At 63.5% G+C, this 19,374-nt stretch carries 17 protein-coding genes and 1 pseudogene; 4 read left to right on the top strand and 14 right to left on the bottom strand.

The window, feature by feature from the left end; genetic code table 11:
* Positions 1–31 precede the first annotated feature (31 nt).
* Together BLS75_RS03930 and BLS75_RS03925 are read left to right on the top strand one after the other, a co-directional pair.
* Entirely contained in the window at positions 32–547 is a 516-nt protein-coding gene (locus BLS75_RS03930; protein ID WP_072450307.1) for a GNAT family N-acetyltransferase, read from the top strand.
* A gap of 289 nt (positions 548–836) precedes the next feature.
* The gene (locus BLS75_RS03925; RefSeq protein WP_053151700.1) at positions 837–1,541 is read left to right on the top strand and encodes an HPP family protein; all 705 of its coding nucleotides are present in this window, start codon (positions 837–839) and stop codon (positions 1,539–1,541) included.
* Positions 1,542–1,632: 91 nt separating this feature from the next.
* Here the strand turns inward: BLS75_RS03925 and BLS75_RS03920 are convergent, their stop codons facing one another.
* From BLS75_RS03920 to BLS75_RS03885, 8 genes are all read right to left on the bottom strand, one after another.
* Complete coding sequence (locus tag BLS75_RS03920) at positions 1,633–2,496, bottom strand: LysR family transcriptional regulator (RefSeq protein ID WP_015635648.1); 864 nt, start codon at positions 2,494–2,496, stop codon at positions 1,633–1,635.
* A 59-nt stretch (positions 2,497–2,555) separates the two neighbouring features.
* The gene (gene astA, locus BLS75_RS03915) at positions 2,556–3,590 is read right to left on the bottom strand and encodes an arginine N-succinyltransferase (protein WP_015635649.1); all 1,035 of its coding nucleotides are present in this window, start codon (positions 3,588–3,590) and stop codon (positions 2,556–2,558) included.
* Entirely contained in the window at positions 3,587–4,525 is a 939-nt protein-coding gene (locus BLS75_RS03910; protein ID WP_011061343.1) for a citrulline utilization hydrolase CtlX, read from the bottom strand. The genes astA and BLS75_RS03910 overlap by 4 nt, the downstream gene beginning before the upstream one ends.
* A 238-nt stretch (positions 4,526–4,763) precedes the next feature.
* Positions 4,764–5,243 carry an Lrp/AsnC family transcriptional regulator gene (locus BLS75_RS03905; RefSeq protein WP_011061344.1) on the bottom strand — a complete coding sequence of 160 codons (480 nt, stop codon included), beginning with the start codon at positions 5,241–5,243 and terminating at the stop codon, positions 4,764–4,766.
* A gap of 12 nt (positions 5,244–5,255) precedes the next feature.
* Positions 5,256–6,017 carry an ABC transporter ATP-binding protein gene (locus BLS75_RS03900; protein ID WP_053151704.1) on the bottom strand — a complete coding sequence of 254 codons (762 nt, stop codon included), beginning with the start codon at positions 6,015–6,017 and terminating at the stop codon, positions 5,256–5,258.
* 64 nt (positions 6,018–6,081) lie between these two features.
* The gene (locus tag BLS75_RS03895; protein WP_011061346.1) at positions 6,082–6,792 is read right to left on the bottom strand and encodes an ABC transporter permease; all 711 of its coding nucleotides are present in this window, start codon (positions 6,790–6,792) and stop codon (positions 6,082–6,084) included.
* Positions 6,789–7,514: an ABC transporter permease gene (locus BLS75_RS03890; RefSeq protein WP_011061347.1), complete on the bottom strand. Its 726-nt coding sequence runs from the start codon at positions 7,512–7,514 to the stop codon at positions 6,789–6,791. The genes BLS75_RS03895 and BLS75_RS03890 overlap by 4 nt, the downstream gene beginning before the upstream one ends.
* A 72-nt stretch (positions 7,515–7,586) precedes the next feature.
* The gene (locus tag BLS75_RS03885) at positions 7,587–8,366 is read right to left on the bottom strand and encodes a transporter substrate-binding domain-containing protein (RefSeq protein WP_072450306.1); all 780 of its coding nucleotides are present in this window, start codon (positions 8,364–8,366) and stop codon (positions 7,587–7,589) included.
* A 460-nt stretch (positions 8,367–8,826) separates the two neighbouring features.
* On the opposite strand from BLS75_RS03885, the gene BLS75_RS03880 reads away from it, so the two are divergent.
* The gene (locus BLS75_RS03880) at positions 8,827–9,933 is read left to right on the top strand and encodes an enoyl-CoA hydratase/isomerase family protein (protein WP_072450305.1); all 1,107 of its coding nucleotides are present in this window, start codon (positions 8,827–8,829) and stop codon (positions 9,931–9,933) included.
* A 4-nt stretch (positions 9,934–9,937) separates the two neighbouring features.
* The gene (locus BLS75_RS03875; RefSeq protein ID WP_011061350.1) at positions 9,938–11,089 is read left to right on the top strand and encodes an acyl-CoA dehydrogenase family protein; all 1,152 of its coding nucleotides are present in this window, start codon (positions 9,938–9,940) and stop codon (positions 11,087–11,089) included.
* Between the two features lie 148 nt (positions 11,090–11,237).
* Here BLS75_RS03875 and BLS75_RS03870 read toward each other — a convergent pair whose 3' ends face one another.
* From BLS75_RS03870 to BLS75_RS03840, 6 genes and pseudogenes are all read right to left on the bottom strand, one after another.
* A complete protein-coding gene (locus BLS75_RS03870; protein WP_072450304.1) occupies positions 11,238–11,498 on the bottom strand; it encodes a PAAR domain-containing protein in 261 nt (86 codons plus the stop codon).
* A 96-nt stretch (positions 11,499–11,594) separates the two neighbouring features.
* On the bottom strand, positions 11,595–12,596 hold the full coding sequence (locus BLS75_RS03865; protein WP_072450303.1) for a T6SS immunity protein Tli4 family protein: 1,002 nt from the start codon (positions 12,594–12,596) through the stop codon (positions 11,595–11,597).
* A complete protein-coding gene (locus BLS75_RS03860; RefSeq protein WP_072450302.1) occupies positions 12,593–14,305 on the bottom strand; it encodes an esterase/lipase family protein in 1,713 nt (570 codons plus the stop codon). Before BLS75_RS03860 ends, BLS75_RS03865 begins: the two co-directional genes overlap by 4 nt.
* Positions 14,302–16,821 (bottom strand): type VI secretion system Vgr family protein, encoded by a 2,520-nt coding sequence (gene tssI, locus BLS75_RS03855; protein ID WP_072450301.1) that lies wholly within the window; start codon positions 16,819–16,821, stop codon positions 14,302–14,304. The genes BLS75_RS03860 and tssI overlap by 4 nt, the downstream gene beginning before the upstream one ends.
* Positions 16,822–16,988: 167 nt before the next feature.
* Positions 16,989–18,388: pseudogene (locus BLS75_RS32330) on the bottom strand (DUF2875 family protein); the annotation flags it as partial.
* A 195-nt stretch (positions 18,389–18,583) separates the two neighbouring features.
* Positions 18,584–19,357 (bottom strand): enoyl-CoA hydratase, encoded by a 774-nt coding sequence (locus tag BLS75_RS03840; RefSeq protein ID WP_011061351.1) that lies wholly within the window; start codon positions 19,355–19,357, stop codon positions 18,584–18,586.
* Positions 19,358–19,374: the final 17 nt, after the last annotated feature.

The following is a 19,374-nucleotide window of genomic DNA, read 5'->3' as shown; positions in this document are numbered from 1 at the left end:
CGGCCCCTGCCCGCTGCCTACACTCGCGCCCATGACTATTGAGATCCGCCGGGCGCGGGTGACCGACGCCGACTTTCTTCCCGCCATTGAAACCTGCGCTGCCGAACTGTTTCGCTCCGATGCGCAACTGGCCTGGCTGGCAGACGCCGCAGTGGCCGACGCACCGAGCCACCGCGCCAATATCCAGCGCCACCCGGTCTGGGTGGCGGTGACGGCGGATGACACCCCTTGCGCCTTTCTCAACGCCGAAGCCTGCGACCGGGAACTGCACGTGTGGGAGATTTCCGTCGCCCGCGGCCACCAGGGCCAGGGCATCGGCAAGCGCCTGTTGCAGGCGGCGCGGCAATACGCTCTGGAGCAGCAGCTTGAAGCCCTGACCCTGAGCACCTTTCGCGAACTGCCCTGGAACGAACCCTTCTACCAGCGCCAGGGCTTTGTCACCCTCGAACAGGCGCAACTGGGCCCACGGCTGTGCCAGGTGCTGGCCGATGAAGCCCGGTACGGCCTGCCCGCGGCGCGCCGCTGCGCCATGCGCCTTACGCTGTAGAAACCGGTGAGGAATCGGCTGTCTTCGCGGGCTTCCCAGCGAAGGCGTCCGCCAGGGCTACACCACACTCAAGGGCCTCTTCGCCGGCAAGCCGGCTCCTACAGGGGCTGTCGTATTTAAGTGCAAAATAAATGCACTGAAGCAGCATTATTATGAATTTGTCAGGCGCTAGATTCCTCGGCACACTGTGCCGGTTCCTCCCCCAAATGTTGGAACGTTCAAGGGCTTTCTGGTCATCCAGGCAAGCCCTTCTTTTTGCCTGTCGTTCTGGATTGGAAAGCGTTTACCGATGTTCGCCCGCTGGAAACCCGCCGCCATCAATACCCGCCCACTGGAATGGAGCCGCGCCGCCATCGGCATGGCCCTGGGCACCCTGTTCAGTGTCTGGCTCTGTGCCCAGGTCTTCGGCATGCCGGTGGCCCTGCACCTGATCGGCCCTCTGGGCGCGTCGGCGGTGCTGCTGTTCGCGGTGTCTTCAGGCGCCCTGGCCCAGCCCTGGTCGATTCTTGGCGGCTACCTCTGTGCCGCCGTCATGGCCTTGGCGGTGGCCCATGTACTGGGCCGTACCTTGGGCAGTGCCTGCCTGGCGGCGGGCATGGCCCTGGTGCTGATGTGCTGGTTGCGCTGCCTGCACCCGCCGGCCGGCGCCCTGGCCCTGACCCTGGTACTGGCGGACCCGGCCAGCGTGGCCCTGGACTGGTACGAGCTGGGGCCGGTGATGCTGGCCGCCGCCAGCCTGTTGCTCAGCGCCCTGGCCTACAACAACCTGACGCGCACCCGTTACCCCAAGGGCCCCAGCGAAGCTCCGGCGCTCCTGCCAGCAACCGCTGCCGGCGACAGCCTGGCGATCACGGCCCAGGACCTGAAACTGGCCCTGGCGGAGATGGAGGAGTTCTTCGACGTCACCCCCGAAGACCTCGAACAGCTGATTCATGCCAGCGAGGCCCACGCCCGGCGCCGCAGCATCGGCCAGGTGCTCGCCTCACGCCGCTGACAGCCAGCGCCAGGAGCCGGCTTGCCCGCCAAGGCGCCCTCAAGGACAACCCATCACTCAAGGGCCTCCTCGCCTGCCAGGTTGCCGGGTTTCAGACCATCGGCGACCAGCGCTGGGACCAGTCGGTGTCGCTTTCTATCACTTCCCGCAGTACCGCGAACGCCTGTTGCAGCTCTGGGGTATCGCGCTCGCGGGCGTACAGCAGGTAGGTGGGGAAGTTGAACTCCGGGGCTTTTTCCACCCGCTCCAGCACACCGCTGTCCAGGTAGCTCTGCACCACCCGTGTGCGGAAATAGCCGCTGCCACCGGCATCGAGGATGAACTGCAGGGCCAGCGGCCCGAGGTTGAAGCCCACTGCCGCCTTGGCCTGCGCAGGTAGCGCGGCGTCGTGCTGGCGGCGAAAGTCCTCGCCCCAATCGATGTACACATAGGGCTCGGGGCGCCCCGCCAAGCGCACCTGGATCAGTTTTTCCTCCAGTAACTGCTCCACCTGCAAGCCCGGCGAGTACAGCGGCTGGAACACCAGCGCGGCGTCCAGCACGCCCAGCTCCAGTTGCCGCTGCAAGCTGGCGCCTTCGCCGATCTGAGTGCGCACGGCGTGGTTGGGCAACGCCTGGCGCAGGCGCCGCACCCAGTTGAGCATCAGCGGGTTGCACAGGCTCAGCTCGCCGCCGATGTGCAGCACATTGCGGTAGCCGGCCAGCAGCGGCAGGTCGCGCTGGGCTGCTTCCCAGGTCTGCACCAGTTGGTTGGCGTAGCTGATGAAGGCCTCGCCGTCGGCGGTGGGCCGGGCGCCGGCGCGGTTGCGCACCAGCAGCTTGCAGTTGAGCTGGCCTTCCAGGTTCTGCACCCTGGCGCTGATGGCGGTCTGGGTCAGGTGCAGGCGCTCGGCAGCAGCGATCAGGCTGCCGCTGCGGACGATTTCCAGGAAGGTGCGGGCCAGATCGATGTCCATGGTGCCTCGCCGGCAGAAAATTCGAGCGCCATTGTAGCGGCGCTCGCGCCACGACGCTTCTAGGCTGCGGACATTTGCCGCGCCGGCACCGCCAGGCTCACCGCCCGCACCGAGGCCCCGGCCGGCAACCCCAGGGCCCGGGCGCTGTCACGGCTGACAATCAGGGTGCCGGCGGCGACCCGCGCCGCCGCCACGCTGATCCGGCAGTCGGCGAACTGGCGGTTGTGGACCAGGTAGGGCTGGGCCTGCTCCCCCGGGGTGCCGATGCTCAGTTGCAGCACCTGGCTGTCGCGCACTGCGCGGATGTCGCCGGTGGCGCATTCGATCAGGGGCCCGCCGTCGAAGATGTCGATGTAGTCCTTGAAGGCAAAACCTTCGGCCTTGAGCATGCCCAGGGCCGGTTCGGTATTGGGGTGCACCCGGCCGATCACTGCCCGTGCCGGCTCCGGCAGCAGGCAGGTGGGCAAGGGAAACTTGGGCATCAGCTCGGCGATGAAGGTCTTGTTGCCAAGGCCGGTGAGGTAGTCGGCGTCGGCGAAATCCATCTTGAAAAAGTGCCGGCCCAGGCCTTCCCAGAACGGCGACACACCCTGCTCGTCGGAATAGCCACGCATCTCGGCGATCACCTTGTCGCCGAAAAGCTCGCGGAACTCGGCCAGGAACAGGAAGCGCGCCTTGGACAGCAGGCGCCCGTTGAGCCCCTGGCGGTGGTCGGCATGCAGGAACAGCGAGCACAGTTCCGAATGGCCGGTCATGTCGTTGCCCAGGAACAGGGTCGGCAGTTGCTGGTTGATCCCCAGGTTTTTCGAGGCCGCGACAAACAGCCCGACCCGATAGTTGTACCAGGGCTCGCGCAGGCCCACGGCGCCGGCCAGGGCGCAGATGCCGACCACTTCGCCCTGCGCGCTTTGCAGCACGAACAGGTAGTCGGCATCGGCCCGCGAGGCCTGGCCGGCGAAGGTCTGCTCGGCCCATTGCAGGCGTGACCGCAGGCGCCCGGCGTCGGCGGGCAAGGTGGTCAGGCCGGCACCGGCACTGTGGGCCAGGGCCAGCAGCGCCGGCAAATCGGCCAGGGTGGCGGGACGGACGATCATCGCGAGAGCTCCAGCTGAGGTTGACGTTCGGGCAGGTAGATTTCCGCCAGCATGCAGCGGGCGCTGCCGCCGCCGATGCGTTCAATGGTGTCGATGTTCACCGGCACCGGCTGCACATGGCGCTCGATCAGCCGGCGCTGCTCGGCATCCAGGGAGCGCCAGGCACTGCGGGACATCACCAGCAGCGGCTCGCCGGCACTGTTGTGGACTTCCAGCATATTGCCGGCGAAGGACTCCAGCTGGGCCCAGGTCAAGGGCAGCAGCTGTTTGCCGCTGCTTTCCAGGCGCTGGCGCAGGGCCGCCCGCTCCTGTGCATCGTCCAGGGCCAGCAGGCAGGCCACCGCCAGCTGGCTGCCGACGCTCATCATCACGTTGGTGTGATAGATCGGCTCACCCTGGCGGTCCCGGGCATGAAAGGCACACAGCTCATAACCCAGGTGCGCCACCAGCTGGTCCAGGGCCCGGGCGTGGGTGCGGGTCGAGTAGCCGGCGTAGCAGATGCGCTGCTGGCGATCCAGGACCATGCTGCCGGTGCCTTCGAGGAACAGTTCCTCCTGCTCCAGGGAGGTGAGATCCAGGGTGCGGTTCACCTGGTACTGCTCGTGCAGGTGCGCCAGTACCCCCTTGTAGCGCTCCAGGCGGCGGTTGCGGCCCTGCATCGGGTACAGCACCAGGGTGCCGTCGGGGTGGCTGCTCCAGCAGTTGTTGGGAAAGATCGAATCCGGGGTATGGGGTGCGGCGCCGTCTTCATGGACCAGCACCCGGACCCCATGCTCGCGCAGCGTCGCGACGTAGCCGTCGAACTCCTGCAGGGCCTTGGCCTGCACGTCTTCGGCGGCACCGGGCGGGCGCTGGAAATGGTTGTTGCCGGCAGTGTCCTGGTTGAACGAAAAACGCGTGGGGCGAATCATCAAAACGCTATGGGTAGTCTGCATGGGGCACGCAATCAATGAGGTTTCAGAGGGGCCCATTGTGTTTTTTTGTCGGGACAAAACCCGGCTGAACGGCGGGCCTGCACGGCAGGAAATGGCTGAAAGCACGGGTTGCCCCAGCCGATTTCGCACCCCCTGAAAACATCGATATGCGACCTGCAGGAGCAGGCTTGCCAGCGAAGGCGATCTTGCGGGCCTGTTCGCCGGCAAGCCGGCTCCGGCGGCGGGGGCGTACCGGGGGTTATTCCATGCCGGTCTTGACCATCGCCAGCTCAGGGTGGCTGACCAGTTTGTCGATGTGCAGATCCGGGTCGTCGAACCAGACTTCGGTCAGCACCCGGTAGTGCTCCATGTCCCGGCAGCGCATGCGCAGGCTGTAGTCGAAGGCGCCGCTGATCAGCCGGCATTCCAGCACCTGGGGGCAGGCCCGGACCTTGGCCTCGAAGGCTTTCTGCGCCGCCCGCCCGCTCTGGTTGGACAAGGCCACCAGCACCAGCAGCGACAGCCCCGGGGTGAGTTTCTTTTCGTCGAGGATGGCCCCGTAGCCACGGATGACCCCGAGCTGCTCCAGCTTGCGCACCCGTTCCAGGCACGGCCTGGGGGTCAGGTGCACGCGCTCGGAGAGTTTCTGGTAGGTGATGCGCCCTTCGTGGCGCAGAACCTCGATGATCGCCTGGTCGATTCGATCAAGCACGATCGACAGGTCGCGGATGTCCGCCATGGATGTCTTCCCTCACTTCAAACGGCCGGATAGAAACTGCTGCAAACGTTCACTCTGCGGCTGGTCGAGAATCGCCGGGCTACCCTGCTCCTCGACCCGCCCTTGATGCAAGAACAACACCTGGCTCGACACTTGTCGGGCAAAGCTCATTTCATGGGTGACCATGAGCATGGTCCGCCCTTCTTCAGCCAGGGCCTGGATCACCTTCAGCACCTCCCCCACCAGTTCCGGGTCCAGCGCCGAGGTCGGCTCGTCGAACAGCAGGATCTGCGGCTCCACCGCCAGGGCCCGGGCGATCGCCACCCGCTGTTGCTGGCCACCGGACAGGAACGCCGGGTACTGCTCGGCCACCCGTTGCGCCAAGCCCACCTTGTCCAGGTAGGCCCGGGCACTGGCTTCGGCCTCCTTGCGGCCAATGCCCAGCACCCGGCACGGCGCCAGCATGATGTTCTCCAGCACGCTGAGGTGGCTCCACAGGTTGAAGTGCTGGAACACCATGGCCAGGCGCGTGCGCAGGCGCTGCAACTGAGCCGGGCTGGCCACCTGCATGCCGCCAGGGGCCTCGCGGGTGACAATCGCCTCGCCGTCCAGGGCAATGGCCCCGGCATCGGCCCGCTCCAGGAAGTTGATGCAGCGCAGCATGGTGCTCTTGCCCGAGCCACTGGCGCCGATCATGCTCACCACGTCTCCGGCCCGGGCCTTCAACGAGACGCCCTTGAGCACCTCGTTGTCACCAAAACGCTTGTAGAGATTTTCAACGGTCAATTTGTACATCGCAGACTCCTGGAACCCCGCCGCTGGCAGCAAGGTTCTGGATAGGAAAAAGAGGAAAGGAGCGTCAGTGAGCCGGGCCGAGGAAGCTCAGCCAGCGCCGCTCCGCCAGGCGGAAGGCCGCCACCAGGCCGAAGGACAGCCCCAGGTACAACAGGCCGGCGATGCCGAAGGCCTGGAAGGTCATGAAGGTGGCGGCATTGGCGTCCCGGGCCACCTTGAGGATGTCCGGGATGGTGGCGGTGAAGGCCACCGAGGTGGCGTGCAGCATGAGGATCACCTCGTTGCTGTAGTACGGCAGCGCCCGGCGCAGGGCCGAAGGCAGGATCAGCCGCCAGTACAGGCGCCAGCCGCTCAGGCCATAGGCGTGGGCTGCCTCGATCTCGCCATAGGGAATGCTGCGGATGGCCCCGGCGAAGATCTCCACGGTGTAGGCGCAGGTGTTCAGGGTGAAGGCCAGCAAGGTGCAGTTCATGGCATCGCGGAAGAAGGCTTCGAGCAACGGCTGCTGGCGTATCGCGGCAATGCCGTACAGGCCGCTGTAGCAGATCAGCAGCTGGATGTACAAAGGCGTGCCGCGAAACACATAGGTGAACAGCTGCACCGGCCAGCGCAGCAGCGCCCAGTGCGAGGTGCGCAGAATGGCCAGGGGCAGCGACAGGACAAACCCCATGGCCAGGCTGGCCACCAGCAGCCACAGGGTCATGGCCAGCCCGGTAAGGCTCTCGCCGTCAGTGAACAGAAACGGCCGCCAGTATTCCTGGATCAGTTCGATCATCGCGACAGCCCTCGCACGCCCTGGTTGTAGTGCCGTTCCAGGCGCCGCAGCAGCTGGTTCGAAGCGCTGGTGATCAGCAGGTACAGGGCCGCCGCCAGGAGCAGGAAATCCAGCATGTTGAAGGTGCTCTTGCCGGCTTCCTGGGCCACCTTGACCAGGTCGGTGAGGCCGATGATCGACACCAGCGCCGTAGCCTTGAGCAGCACCAGCCAGTTATTGCCCAGGCTCGGCAAGGCGAAGCGCATCATCTGCGGGAACACCACGTGGCGAAAGCGCTGCATGCGGCTCAGGCCGAAGGCCGCCGCGGCTTCCTGCTGGCCCCGGGGCACGCTGAGGATTGCCCCGCGAAAGGTCTCGGTGAAATAGGCGCCGTAGATGAAGCCCAGGGTCACGATCCCGGCCACGAAGGGGTCGATCTCCATATAGGGCCAGTCCAGCAGTTCGGTCAGGGCCGTGAGCCAGCCCTGCAGGCTGTAGAAGATCAGCAGCATCAGCACCAGGTCCGGTACGCCGCGGATCAAGGTGGTGTAGCAGGTCGCCGGGATCTGCAGCAGGCGCAGCGGAGAAAGCTTGGCCGCCGCCCCCAGCAACCCCAGGAGCATGCTCACCAGCAGCGCCAGGGCGGAGAGCTTCAGGGTCATCCAGGCGCCGTGCAGCAACAGCGGCCCATAGCCTTGCAGGACCTCGAGGTCCAGGCCCAACAGAGTCAGAAAGGTATTCACGCCAATCACCTTGCTCGGGCCACGGCCGGGCCCGGGATACTGGGTAACAGTCCCGGGGCCCGCCGTGGGCGATCAGTTGTTGTAGAGGTCGAGGTCGCCGAAGTACTTGCGCTGGATCTGGGCGTAGATGCCCTTCTCATGCAGCGCCTGGATGGCGCCATTGAGCATGGCCTTGAGCTCGTCCTGGTCCTTGCGCAGGCCAATGGCGATCTCCGACGGCACCAGAGGGTCGCTGATGCCGACGCTGTTCTCGAAGTCGGCGCCCTGGGGTGATGCGAGGAAACTCATCTGCGCTTGCAGCTTGTCCTGGATCGAGGCATCCAGACGGCCGTAGACCAGGTCGGCGTAGACCTGATCCTGGTTCTGGTAGGCCCGCAGCTTGACCCCCGCCGGGCCCAGCTTGGCCCGGGCGTAGGTTTCCTGGATGGTGCCCTGCATATAGCCCAGGGTCTTGCCCTTGAGGGATTCACCGGTGGGCTCCAGGCCCGAACCCTTGCGGGTGACGATGGCCGTGGGGCCGGCGTACAGGCGGTCGCTGAAGTCGATCTGCTTGCGCCGCGCATCGGTGACGGTCATGGACGATTCGATGGCGTCGAACTTGCCGGCCTTGAGCGCCGGGATCAGGCCGTCGAAATCGTTGCTGACCCACACGCACTTGAGCTTGAGCTCGGCGCAGATGGCGTTGCCCAGGTCGACGCCGAAGCCTTGCACGCCGCCGTCGGCGGTGGTGGATTCAAAGGGCGGGTAGCTCGGGTTGACGCCAAAGCGCAGCTCCTTCCATTGCTTGGCGCTGGCGCCCGTGGAAATGCACGCAATCGCCAGTAATGGCACAGCCAGCCAGTGTTTGATCATCTTCAGAGTCCCGGATTATTTGGATTTATAGCGGCCCGGCGCCAAGGCCGGGCCCCACTTGTGACAGGGGCAGAGAGTGGGTGCGGGGTCGCCGCAGTCGGATTTTTGTTGTGCTTGGCCGGGGTCGGCGCGCAGAGCCGGCCCCGTTCCTGGTTGCCGCGGTCTACGCTGCAACGCAGGGCCAGAATGCCAACAGCCGCAGTGGCCCAGGTGTCGTAAGGGGTGCTTGAAACAGCCGGGATCGGCTGATAACGGCTATTTCACAGCCGATTCTGTCGCCAAGGCTCTACACCTTGACTCAGCGCCGGTGCGCAAGGTCCGGAACGTTTTTTTCATCATGCAAAAATGCACAGTCAACCTGCAGCTTTCACGGTTGTAATGGGCAAATTTGCACTGCTACGATCCGCCGATGCTCGCGCGCGAGCCTCATATAAAAAACAATAAAAGCAGGGAGTTAGTGATGACTGCTCAGGTTTCATCCCAGGCGTCCCAGGGCCTCGCCCCCTCCACGGACGAGGTGCTGGTCGAGGTGCGCAACCACATCGGCCACCTGACCCTCAACCGCCCCGCCGGTCTCAATGCCATCACCCTGTCGATGGTGCGTACCTTGCAGCAGCACCTGGACCACTGGGCCCAGGATCCGTTGATCCACGCCGTCGTCCTGCGTGGCGCGGGGGACAAGGCTTTCTGCGCCGGCGGCGATATCCGCTCGCTGTACGACAGCTACCACAGCGGCGACAGCCTGCACCAGGACTTCTTCGTCGAGGAATATGCCCTTGACCTGACCATCCACCACTACCGCAAGCCGGTGCTGGCGCTGATGGACGGTTTTGTCCTGGGTGGCGGCATGGGCCTGGTGCAAGGCGCCGACCTGCGGGTAGTCACCGAGCGCAGCCGCCTGGCGATGCCGGAGGTGGCCATCGGTTACTTCCCGGATGTTGGCGGCAGTTACTTCCTGTCGCGCATACCCGGCGAGCTGGGGATCTATCTCGGAGTCAGCGGCGTGCAGATCCGCGCCGCCGATGCCCTGTACTGCGGCCTGGCCGACTGGCACCTGGACAGCAGCAAACTGGACCTGCTGAACCAGCGCCTGGACCGCCTGCACTGGAGCGACTCGCCCCTCAAGGACCTGCAAGGCCTGCTGGCCAGGCTCGCGGTGCAGACCCTGCCCGATGCGCCCCTGCAAGCCTTGCGCCCGGTCATCGACCACTTCTTCGCCCAGGCGGACGTACCCAGCATCGTCGAGCAACTGCGTACCGTCACCGTTGCCGACAGCCATGAATGGGCGCGCAGCACCGCCGACCTGCTGGAAACCCGTTCTCCCCTGGCCATGGCCGTGACCCTGGAAATGCTGCGCCACGGCCGCCAGTTGAGCCTGGAACAATGCTTCGCCCTGGAACTGCACCTGGACCGGCAGTGGTTCGAGCGTGGCGACCTGATGGAAGGCGTACGCGCCCTGATCATCGACAAAGACAAGACTCCGCACTGGAATCCGCCCACCCTGGCGGCCCTCGACGCCGATCGGGTGGCGAGCTTCTTCAGCGGTTTTGACGGCAGCGGGAGCTGAACTCATGCACGACATTGAACTGACCGAAGAGCAAGTGATGATCCGCGACATGGCCCGGGACTTCGCCCGAGGCGAGATCGCCCCCCATGCCCAGGCCTGGGAAAAGGCCGGCTGGATCGACGATGGCCTGGTGCGCAAGATGGGCGAACTGGGCCTGCTGGGCATGGTGGTTCCCGAGGAATGGGGCGGCAGCTACCTAGACTACGTGGCCTATGCCCTGGCAGTGGAAGAAATTGCCGCCGGCGACGGCGCCACCGGTGCCCTGATGAGCATCCACAACTCGGTGGGCTGCGGGCCGATCCTCAACTACGGCAGCCAGGAACAAAAGCAGCAATGGCTGCCGCGCCTGGCCGCTGGCGAAGCCATCGGCTGCTTCTGCCTGACCGAACCCCAGGCCGGCTCCGAAGCCCACAACCTGCGCACCCGCGCCGAACTGCGGGACGGCCAGTGGGTAATCAACGGCGCCAAGCAGTTCGTCAGCAACGGCAAGCGCGCCCAGCTAGCCATCGTTTTTGCAGTGACCGACCCGGAACTGGGCAAGAAAGGCCTGTCGGCTTTCCTGGTGCCCACCGACACCCCGGGTTTCATCGTCGACCGCACCGAACACAAGATGGGCATCCGCGCCTCCGACACCTGCGCCGTGACCCTCAACCAATGCACCATCCCCGAGGCCAACCTGCTGGGTGAACGGGGCAAGGGCCTGGCCATCGCCCTGTCCAACCTCGAAGGCGGGCGCATCGGCATCGCGGCCCAGGCCCTGGGCATCGCCCGCGCCGCCTTTGAAGCCGCCCTGGCCTACGCCCGGGAGCGGGTGCAGTTCGACAAGCCGATCATCGAACACCAGAGCATCGCCAACCTGCTGGCCGACATGCACACCCGCCTGAATGCCGCCCGCCTGCTGATCCTCCACGCTGCGCGCCTGCGCAGCGCGGGCCAGCCGTGCCTGTCGGAGGCTTCCCAGGCCAAGCTGTTCGCCTCGGAAATGGCCGAGAAGGTCTGCTCCTCGGCCATGCAGATCCATGGTGGTTATGGGTATCTGGAGGACTATCCGGTGGAGCGCTACTACCGCGATGCGCGGATTACCCAGATCTACGAAGGCTCCAGCGAAATCCAGCGCCTGCTGATTGCCCGCGAGCTCAAGCATTACCAGCTGTAGACATCAGCACCGGCCATAAAAAATCGCAGCCTGAGCTGCGATTTTTTTGACTATTCCCTGTCGGAGCCGGCTTGCCAGCGAAGAGGTCCTTGGGTCATGCAATACCCTCGGAGACGCCTTCGCTGGCAAGTCAGCGCCTGCACAAGCATCAGAATTCGGCTTGGCCTTTGGGATCACTGGCGATCAGTTTGGCGCCACACGCGGTTTTCATCCCATCAAGCGCGACCGCAACGCCCCCGACGTCCAACAAAGTGCTGCCCTGCACAATCGGGAAAGCTCCCTTGCACAACGGGCACATCACCAGATGGCCAACTCCCGCCACGGGCTTGCCATTCAAGTCGGTCTCGCCGAAGGCCTCTATTACAGTGCCACCATGGGTGGTGGAGTCGCCAAGCCGGACAATATCCATATCTGTTTCCTTTTCCTTGCCGACCTTGGAGAACATTCATTCGGTTGTCGGTGAAATCGAGCCAGGGCGGACAGCAGGACTCCAACCTGTGGGCAGTCAGGACACCGGGCGCAGCCGGATCGAATCGATGATCGCGTCCCAAAGCTCCAGCGCCTCTCTATCGGATTTGAAGGCAGGAGGTGGCGGATTGCCGTGCTTATCAGGGCTGCGCTCCAGCACCCCGAGGGCCGCAGAGATATTCGGTTCCGTGAGTGACTCATTCTTGCCCTGGGCTTCCCAGGCAAAGGTGTAGACACGCTGCCCCTTGTCGCTGGCGGCGAGCAGGTACTCATCAGCTGGAACGGGGCCGCCACGCTCTCGTTTACGCAAGGTTTCGATACCGGTGAGCGTCCTTGCCGCACCCGCCAGAAAACCGCCCACCCGGTCCAGCAAGCGATCCTGCTCGGCTCCGGTACTCGAACTGAACTCAAAATGCGCATCGGGATAGTTAGGGAAGGTCACGGCGATATCGAACCTTTCGGATTGAAAACGATTGCCGGCGATGTACGCCCGATCAATGCAGAAACCGGGTCTGCTGGGGATCTCGGTGGGTTCGCGAGAGTGCAGGTTGTGAGCTAAGAGATTGGCGACCTCTACCCCACCCTTTTCTCGGTCATGAGTAACCTCTCCCGAGTAACGATAGGCGGCCCACTGCGGTGTCGATACTAGATATGAATCCACTCTGTATGTCAGCGCACTTGCCTTTGAGTCCCACGACCACAGACTGGCCGAGCCGTTTCCATGTTCAATTCGCCGTAGAAACATGCTGCCCTTGGTGTTGTGCCGCAGCCCTCTCAGCTCATGTTCACGTTGATCAATTCGGGCTGCCAGGGTGGCGGGAGTGTCATCAAGTGGCTCGATATTGTCGCCCCACAGGTAGTACCCGGCATTGATCTTCGACTCGGGCGGCAGATCAATCAGAAAGCGTCCAAAGCAATGGGTGATCCATCCGGTTTTGTCCATGGTGGGGCTCCGAGAAGAGGGCAACGAGGTACAGCTGGCCACACTGCTCAGAGCGACCAGGGCAAGAATCGTAAGTAAGCGCTTAGAGCAAATCATGAGCCGTCCTTGTCGCCTGGATGCCAGTTTGCGAGCTGGGCGATTTTAACTACGCCATAGAGCGCAGCCCATTGAGCACGTTTATCGTTGTAGCTATCCGCATGCTCGTAGCCTGGTTCGCTGTTGTGGCTCCCACGCCCTTTGTTGCCGTGCCGGAAGCTGGCCTTGATGCTTGCCTGTCCTGGCGCCTGGCCTGAGTCGGTGGGTACCGTGCCATCTCCGCCACTGCCAGAGGCTTCATCTCCTTGCTCACTCCACGAACCAAGGGCGGGGACGATGGCAGGCAGGCCACGGCGAAACCAACTGTTGTAACTGCCCCGCTCATCATCCTTAAGGGTCGAACCAGGCATTTCCAAAGGGCCAGGCTCACCCTGCCAGATCATGTCGCGCCAACTGTGGCGCTCTGGAGAGTTATCGGCAGCGTAGTGGGCATAGGTTTCAGAGTGATAGCCAACTGCGGATAGCTCTGCCTGGAACTCGGCAACAAGCTCGATTCGCTTTTCGAACATCGTTCGTGGACTTTTCCTTTTATCAACAGTCCCCGACATATCCAGATACTTACTGTTCTGCTCCGGCACCAGCCCATACCACGCAGAGCTCTTATAGATTTCCCCATAAGGGTCCTTGTTTTGCGGGTAAGCACGACGACTCCCATCGACATCGTGAACGACCTGCCCTTGTGCATCACATAGAAACAGCCAGGGTCTCCCTTGCCGATACTCGGCGGTTGGCAGCAGCTCCAATGCACCAGGAGAATTGCCTACCACTGACGTCACCTCACCAGCATTGGCACCTAGAATGAGCCGTACTGCACCTTCATAGCCGCAGCGCATGTGATGGTAGATCGCCGACGAGCCAAGTGCTGGCTGCACGCCATGAACCACACCCAGCACACGCTGGTAGCCCTGCATCTGAGTCAGAGTGCGGCTGACCAGTCCCCCCATGGAGTGAGTCACCAGAATCACCTTCATCTGCTCTGTCTGCTCGGAACTGATGCCCCCTTGCTGACGGTAGAAAGACAACACTGTGTTTTCGATATAGTCACGTACATCCAGGGCCGACTGGCGATTGGACTGCAGCCAGTTGTAACCGGCACACCAGATGTCGAACTGGTATTTGCCGGCCTGCAGCAGCTGTTTCTCGTCAAGAGCCTCCACCTTGCCCAGCTCCTCACCATAGTCGGCAGGCGGGCGCTGGCTTTCTTCGCCCCACCATCCCTGAATCTCCTGCTGGCTGACGATCCTGTCCAGCCGCGCTTCCATTTGCGCCATGAAGGGACCGTAGCCGATGCGGTGGACCTTGCCCCAACCTCGATTCCGGGCCGCCTCTTCGCTCAGGCCAGAGGCGCCCAGATCGATCGTTCCCTGATCATCGACTTCCACATCCTCGGCCTTGAGTAACTCCTGGCGGCGCTTGGGGCCGCGAAAAAACCAGACCAGCACAGCCCCAAGAGCCTCCAGGACGCCGCTGAACCCTCCAACGTTCGGTGGCCGCCATACCCTGGCCTTGGTTTTTTTATTGCGCAGGTTCGTCCCCATGATGCCCGGGATGAAGATCACTGGAATGGGGGCCAGCTGTTTGACCAGCAGCACCTTGTCACGTTGATCATCGGATTGAGTCAGTTGGGCCTTGTAAACCGGACGGCCCAGATTGTCCCGGGCCCGGGGAATGATCACATCCTGTTCACTATCGAGACGCGCTTGATTCATGCACTGGACTCCTTGTCACCGTTGCCATCGGCCAGGATGCGTATCTGCACTTGATCCATGGCAAGATCCTGCTGCTTCGGCAGCCGACCCTGGCTGTCGGTGCTGAGTTTTATCGTCGCCCCATCGCCCCGCTGCAGTTCTACCAGGGTGTTGGCCAACGGTTGCAGAGTGGTTTCGTCGCGTAGGACATAGGCGTCATTGAAGGGCGTCGAATCCCATGAGTTGAAGCTGGTGGATGCATGGGCGGGACCGGTGTGGCTGTGCCTGGCCGCCTTGACGGTAAAGTTGCCCGGCATGCCCAATTCGATGTTCCCGCCTTTGAGGGTCAGGTAGGCGCCACCGCACATCAGGGTGATGTGCTCTTTGGCCGAGATCAGCACGTGCTGCTTGCTCGCGCTGACCTCCACGCTCTGGTCGGCCTCCAGGCGGATGGTGTTGTTTTGCGCCTGCAACAGCATCAACCCTTGATGAGCGATCTGCCGGATCTCGCCACCCTGGGCAAACAACCCCAGGTCGGAGCCCGCGTTGAGCACGATTTTTTGCCCGGAGGTGAGCTGCTGGTTCTGCTGCGCCACGCTGTCGATATGTTCGCCAGCCGCCAGGGTGATGCTCTGCGGGGAAGCCGCAGCGATGCCCGCAGGTCCGCTAAGAGCGATGGCTGGCTTGCCGCCGTTGCCGCCCGGCTCATCGTTGGCCCCCTGCCCCAGAGCGCGAACCGCCTCACTGAGGGTTTCCTGAGGCGCGCTGTCGTGAGCCACGCCGGCATGCCCGGCGGCGTACTCGCCAAGCCCCTTGGCCAGTTGCAGCGCAGCCTCCAGCACCTGAACGACGCTCACCCGGTTCAGCTGTCCTCCGTCAGCCTTCAATTGCTCCTCGGTGCTGAGCAGCAGCCCCTTGGCCGCCCGCAACGCACCGCGCTGGTCGGTACGCAGCTCGAAACCCTCGCCACGAGCCGCTCCACCAGCCGGGCGTGGATGGGTCAGGTAGCCCAGGTGCAAGGCGCTGCTGCCGTGATCGCTCATCAAGGCCGCGCTGATCTGTTGAGTGGTGTCGTCGATGCGCAACTCGTTGGCGCGCGCGCCCTTGTATTCCTTGCTCTTGATCGTGCTGAGGGTCTTGTGATTCGGCAGCTGATAGGGAGGCATGTGGGACGCTCGGTAAGTGCGCCCGGTGATGATCGGCTGATCGCAATCGCCATCCAGGTAATCGACGATCACTTCCTGGCCGATACGCGGGATTGCCATATGCCCCCACTCCGCGCCCGCCCAGTTCTGCGACACCCGTACCCAGCAGGAACTGAACGCGTCGTGCCGGCCCTTTCTGTCCCATGGATACTGGATTTTCACCCGGCCGAATTCATCGACGTGGATTTCTTCTCCTTCCGGGCCGACCACCGTGGCGATCTGTGGCCCATCCACCACAGGCTTGGGCAGTGGCTGCGGGCGCCACTCGGTGTCCTCGGTGACGATCTGCGCGGTGAAGTCATAGCTCACGCCCACTTCGGCGCCCGCGGACTCCTCCTGCTGGCTGGCGTGCTGGATCCCTTTGTGAGTGACCCTGAGCGTGCGCCACCAACGATTGAAATCAGCCCTCGGATGGCCTGTCAGTTGGAAGGAAAAGCCCGGTATCAGCCGCGGATCATCGCCCTGCACGGTCGCCACCCGGGCATCGCCGCGCAGGCCCAGCAACCGGTTCCGGGTGAAGGGTTTACCGGCGGCGCTGACCTTGTAGCGGCCAGGGTAGTCATAGCGTTCATAGTGCTGGGCCTGATGTTCAAGGTCATCGCCCAGCCCGTGCTGTTGCTGATTGAAGGCCGGGCGCTTGAAGCTGTAGTCCCGTTGAGTCTGTTGGGCCGTGCGAACATTTTCCGTGTAGCTGAAGGCGTACAACACCGGCTGCTCGGCATCCCCGGCCGGTTGCCCGCTAAACAGCACTGGATCGCCCTCGATGCGCTCCTGGACATACAGCTTGTCGCTCTGGATCAGCGTACAAGTGCGGGCTTCGTGCTTGAAGAAATAGAACAGCCCCTCCTCCGTCGACAGCCGCTCGAACAGGTAGAGGTCGCTGTCGCCCACCTGGGCGCAGTACTCACGGGGCAAGTGCTCGGTGTAGATACGTTGCTGGTAATCCAGCACGCCGTGCTCATCCAGTACCGACTTGAGAATCTCGGGCACGCTCTTGTGTTGAAAAATCCGCCAGTCGCCGCTCAACCCCAGCCGGGCGAAGGGCGGCTCGACCAGTGCCCGGTAACGCGTCCGGCGAAAGCCCGTGGTGCCTTGGGTGAAGCTGGAAACCAGGCCGTGGACATAGCGCACGGCAGTGCCGCCCTGCCAGATCGTCAGCACAGCGGGTTGATCGAGGACATGCGCGAAATCGATGTCGGGGGTGTCGCTGGCCAGCTCCAGGGTCAACCGGTAAGGCAGGCAAACGCCCTCCTCCAGGGTGAATTCCACGACTTCGAATTCCACCTGCGCGGCAACCACGGAAAACGTGAACTTCAAGTCCCTTTGGCGCATATGACCGGTCCCTGTCATGCCTGGGCTGGAGCTGATATCCAGCCTGAAGAGCGCTGCACTCAGCGCGAGTGCAACAACCTAACAAAGGGGGCAAGCGAAACCTATAGGACTTATCGCAAAACACGGGCCGCCTACGGCCGCAACCTCGCCTCAAAGTGCTGGCCGCCAAGGGGCTTTTTACCCGGGGTTGGCGACGTCACGCTGATGATCGTCGCCTGGTCCTTGCGACGCAGGGGAATGACCACGCTGGTGTCGGCATCCTGGTAGCTGGCCATGGTGGCCAGCGCGATGGCCACGAACGGTGAAGCCGCACCGGTATCGCCCAGGCGTTGGCTGAGGTCGTAACTCTTCCGGGAGTCATGCAGGTCCAGCGAACTGTGGGCAGCCGTTAGGGCCGGCACCAGTTCGGCCAGCGGTGTGCTGTTCGGGCCGCCGTCGTAGAACACCCGGGCCGGCGCCGATGCAACGGCGTCAGTGGCCTTGTTCCAGGCGCTGGCCAGCTGTGCGGCCAAGGCATCGCGCTCCGGCCGTTCGCCATGGTCCGCGCGCAGCAGGGAAACGCTGACCGGCCGGTGCAGCTTGGCCAGCACCGGCAAGGCGTCCCATTGTTCAAAGGCGTACTCGGTCCAGGGTTGCGGGATGAACGCTGAAGGTTGGAACTCGACACCCGGTTTACGCCAGCCCCAACCGCTGAACTCGGGGTCGATCCTGTTCTGGTTGACCTAGGTGAAAGGCGCGTAATAGCGCAGCCACTCGACCCGCTCGGGGCGCCCCACGACCATGGCGACCATGGAATCGGTGAGTTCGCCGGGTCTGCGCGGCCCCGGCCCACCGATCAAGGGCGCCTTTCTGGCGGAAAGTGCGAACGACATGTTGAAGCCTTCATTGGCGTAAACCAGCACCGCCGGAAGGTCAGGGTGACGCTCGAACAGCTGGAGCAGGCTTTCTATCAAGTCTTCGGGGGTGTCCGTGCAGACGATGCCGTCCTGAAGATTACGAATACGATGCCAATGGAGCCCGGCAGGCATTCGCAAGTCATTGACCTTGGCAGACAGGCTTTTTTGCGTTCTTTCAGGCGTAAAGCGAAGGTTCGGGGTTTGTGGGTCCCAGCCTCTTACCGCGGTGATGGTGGGTATCGGCCACTTCTCCAGAAAATCCCTCAGCCCCAATTCCAGTGCATCCGCTTGCCGCTTTTCATAGGCCAGGTCCTTGTCATCGGCCGTCTGGGGATAGCGCTGCGTATCGATGGGCAGGATGCTGCCCACATACCGTGCCTCGGGCTGCCTGGCGCTCTGTTCCTGCAGCGCCTGCCAAACCTGTCCCTGGCGAAAGACATCCAGGCTCATGCCAACGCTGAGCACATCCAGGGTGTCCAATCGTGGTGAGACGGTGGGTGCACGGTAACGAGGATCAACAGGCATGGTGGAAGCCTCCCTGGCTGAGGTATAGGCCGTCACGGGGGGGCTTGGCTGGTAAAGCAACGGCCTGCCATCAGCGGCCATTCGGCGGCCTGAGCCCAGTGGCCGGCCTGTAACAGGCAGCCGATCAACAGCAGTGTGCGGTGCATGGAAACAGCCCTCTCCCTTTGGCGCGGATCTGCGGCGCGATGTTGCTCGGCGGCCGTTGCAGGTCATTCATAAAAGCGGCCCAGACTACAGCGCTCTCCAGGGGAGTGGGTGCGGCTGCAGCAAAAAAAATCGCAGCCTGGGCTGCGATTTTTTGGTTATTCCCTGTAGCAGCCAGCTGGCCGGCGCCTAGGGGGTTACTGGTCCTTGAACTGCGGGTCGCGCTTGGCGATGAAGGCGGCCATGCCTTCTTTCTGGTCCTGGGTGGCGAAGGCGGCGTGGAATACCCGGCGCTCGAAGCGCACGCCCTCGGACAGGCTGACTTCAAAGGCGCGGTTCACGCTTTCCTTGATCATCATGCTCACCGGGATCGATTTGCCGGCAATCACCGCCGCTACTTTCAGGGCTTCTTCCACCAGTTCATCGGCCGGCACGATGCGTGCGACGATGCCGCAGCGCTCGGCTTCCACGGCGTCGATAAAACGCCCGGTCAGGCACATTTCCATGGCCTTGGCCTTGCCTACCGCGCGGGTCAGGCGCTGGGTGCCGCCCATGCCCGGCAGCACGCCGAGGTTGATTTCCGGTTGGCCGAACTTGGCGTTGTCGCCAGCCAGGATGAAGTCGCACATCAGCGCCAGTTCGCAACCGCCGCCCAGGGCGAAGCCGTTGACCGCGGCGATGATCGGCTTGCGCCGGTTGGCCACGCGGTCGCTGTCGCTGAACAGGTCGTCGAGGTAGATCTGCGGGTAGCTCAGCTCGGCCATTTCCTTGATGTCGGCACCGGCGGCGAAGGCTTTCTTGGAACCGGTGATGACGATGCAGCCGATCTGCGGGTCGGCTTCCAGGCGATCCAGGGCCTGGTTCACCTCGCCGACGATCTGTGCATTGAGGGCGTTCAGCGCCTGGGGGCGGTTGAGAGTGATCAGGCCGACCCGGCCCTTGATGTCCAACAGAATGGTTTCGTAGCTCATGAATCAGCTCCTGCTAA

The organism is Pseudomonas sp. NFPP12, from assembly GCF_900103205.1.
Taxonomy (GTDB): domain Bacteria; phylum Pseudomonadota; class Gammaproteobacteria; order Pseudomonadales; family Pseudomonadaceae; genus Aquipseudomonas; species Aquipseudomonas protegens.
This window is presented reverse-complemented; position numbering and strand designations above follow the sequence as displayed.

Coding starts and splice junctions, on each gene's coding strand:
- BLS75_RS03930 (WP_072450307.1), top strand. CDS start 32: ATGACTATTGAGATCCGCCGGGCGCGGGTGACCGACGCCGACTTTCTT.
- BLS75_RS03925 (WP_053151700.1), top strand. CDS start 837: ATGTTCGCCCGCTGGAAACCCGCCGCCATCAATACCCGCCCACTGGAA.
- BLS75_RS03920 (WP_015635648.1), bottom strand. CDS start 2,496: ATGGACATCGATCTGGCCCGCACCTTCCTGGAAATCGTCCGCAGCGGC.
- astA (WP_015635649.1), bottom strand. CDS start 3,590: ATGATCGTCCGTCCCGCCACCCTGGCCGATTTGCCGGCGCTGCTGGCC.
- BLS75_RS03910 (WP_011061343.1), bottom strand. CDS start 4,525: ATGCAGACTACCCATAGCGTTTTGATGATTCGCCCCACGCGTTTTTCG.
- BLS75_RS03905 (WP_011061344.1), bottom strand. CDS start 5,243: ATGGCGGACATCCGCGACCTGTCGATCGTGCTTGATCGAATCGACCAG.
- BLS75_RS03900 (WP_053151704.1), bottom strand. CDS start 6,017: ATGTACAAATTGACCGTTGAAAATCTCTACAAGCGTTTTGGTGACAAC.
- BLS75_RS03895 (WP_011061346.1), bottom strand. CDS start 6,792: ATGATCGAACTGATCCAGGAATACTGGCGGCCGTTTCTGTTCACTGAC.
- BLS75_RS03885 (WP_072450306.1), bottom strand. CDS start 8,366: ATGATCAAACACTGGCTGGCTGTGCCATTACTGGCGATTGCGTGCATT.
- BLS75_RS03880 (WP_072450305.1), top strand. CDS start 8,827: ATGACTGCTCAGGTTTCATCCCAGGCGTCCCAGGGCCTCGCCCCCTCC.
- BLS75_RS03875 (WP_011061350.1), top strand. CDS start 9,938: ATGCACGACATTGAACTGACCGAAGAGCAAGTGATGATCCGCGACATG.
- BLS75_RS03870 (WP_072450304.1), bottom strand. CDS start 11,498: ATGGATATTGTCCGGCTTGGCGACTCCACCACCCATGGTGGCACTGTA.
- BLS75_RS03865 (WP_072450303.1), bottom strand. CDS start 12,596: ATGATTTGCTCTAAGCGCTTACTTACGATTCTTGCCCTGGTCGCTCTG.
- BLS75_RS03860 (WP_072450302.1), bottom strand. CDS start 14,305: ATGAATCAAGCGCGTCTCGATAGTGAACAGGATGTGATCATTCCCCGG.
- tssI (WP_072450301.1), bottom strand. CDS start 16,821: ATGCGCCAAAGGGACTTGAAGTTCACGTTTTCCGTGGTTGCCGCGCAG.
- BLS75_RS03840 (WP_011061351.1), bottom strand. CDS start 19,357: ATGAGCTACGAAACCATTCTGTTGGACATCAAGGGCCGGGTCGGCCTG.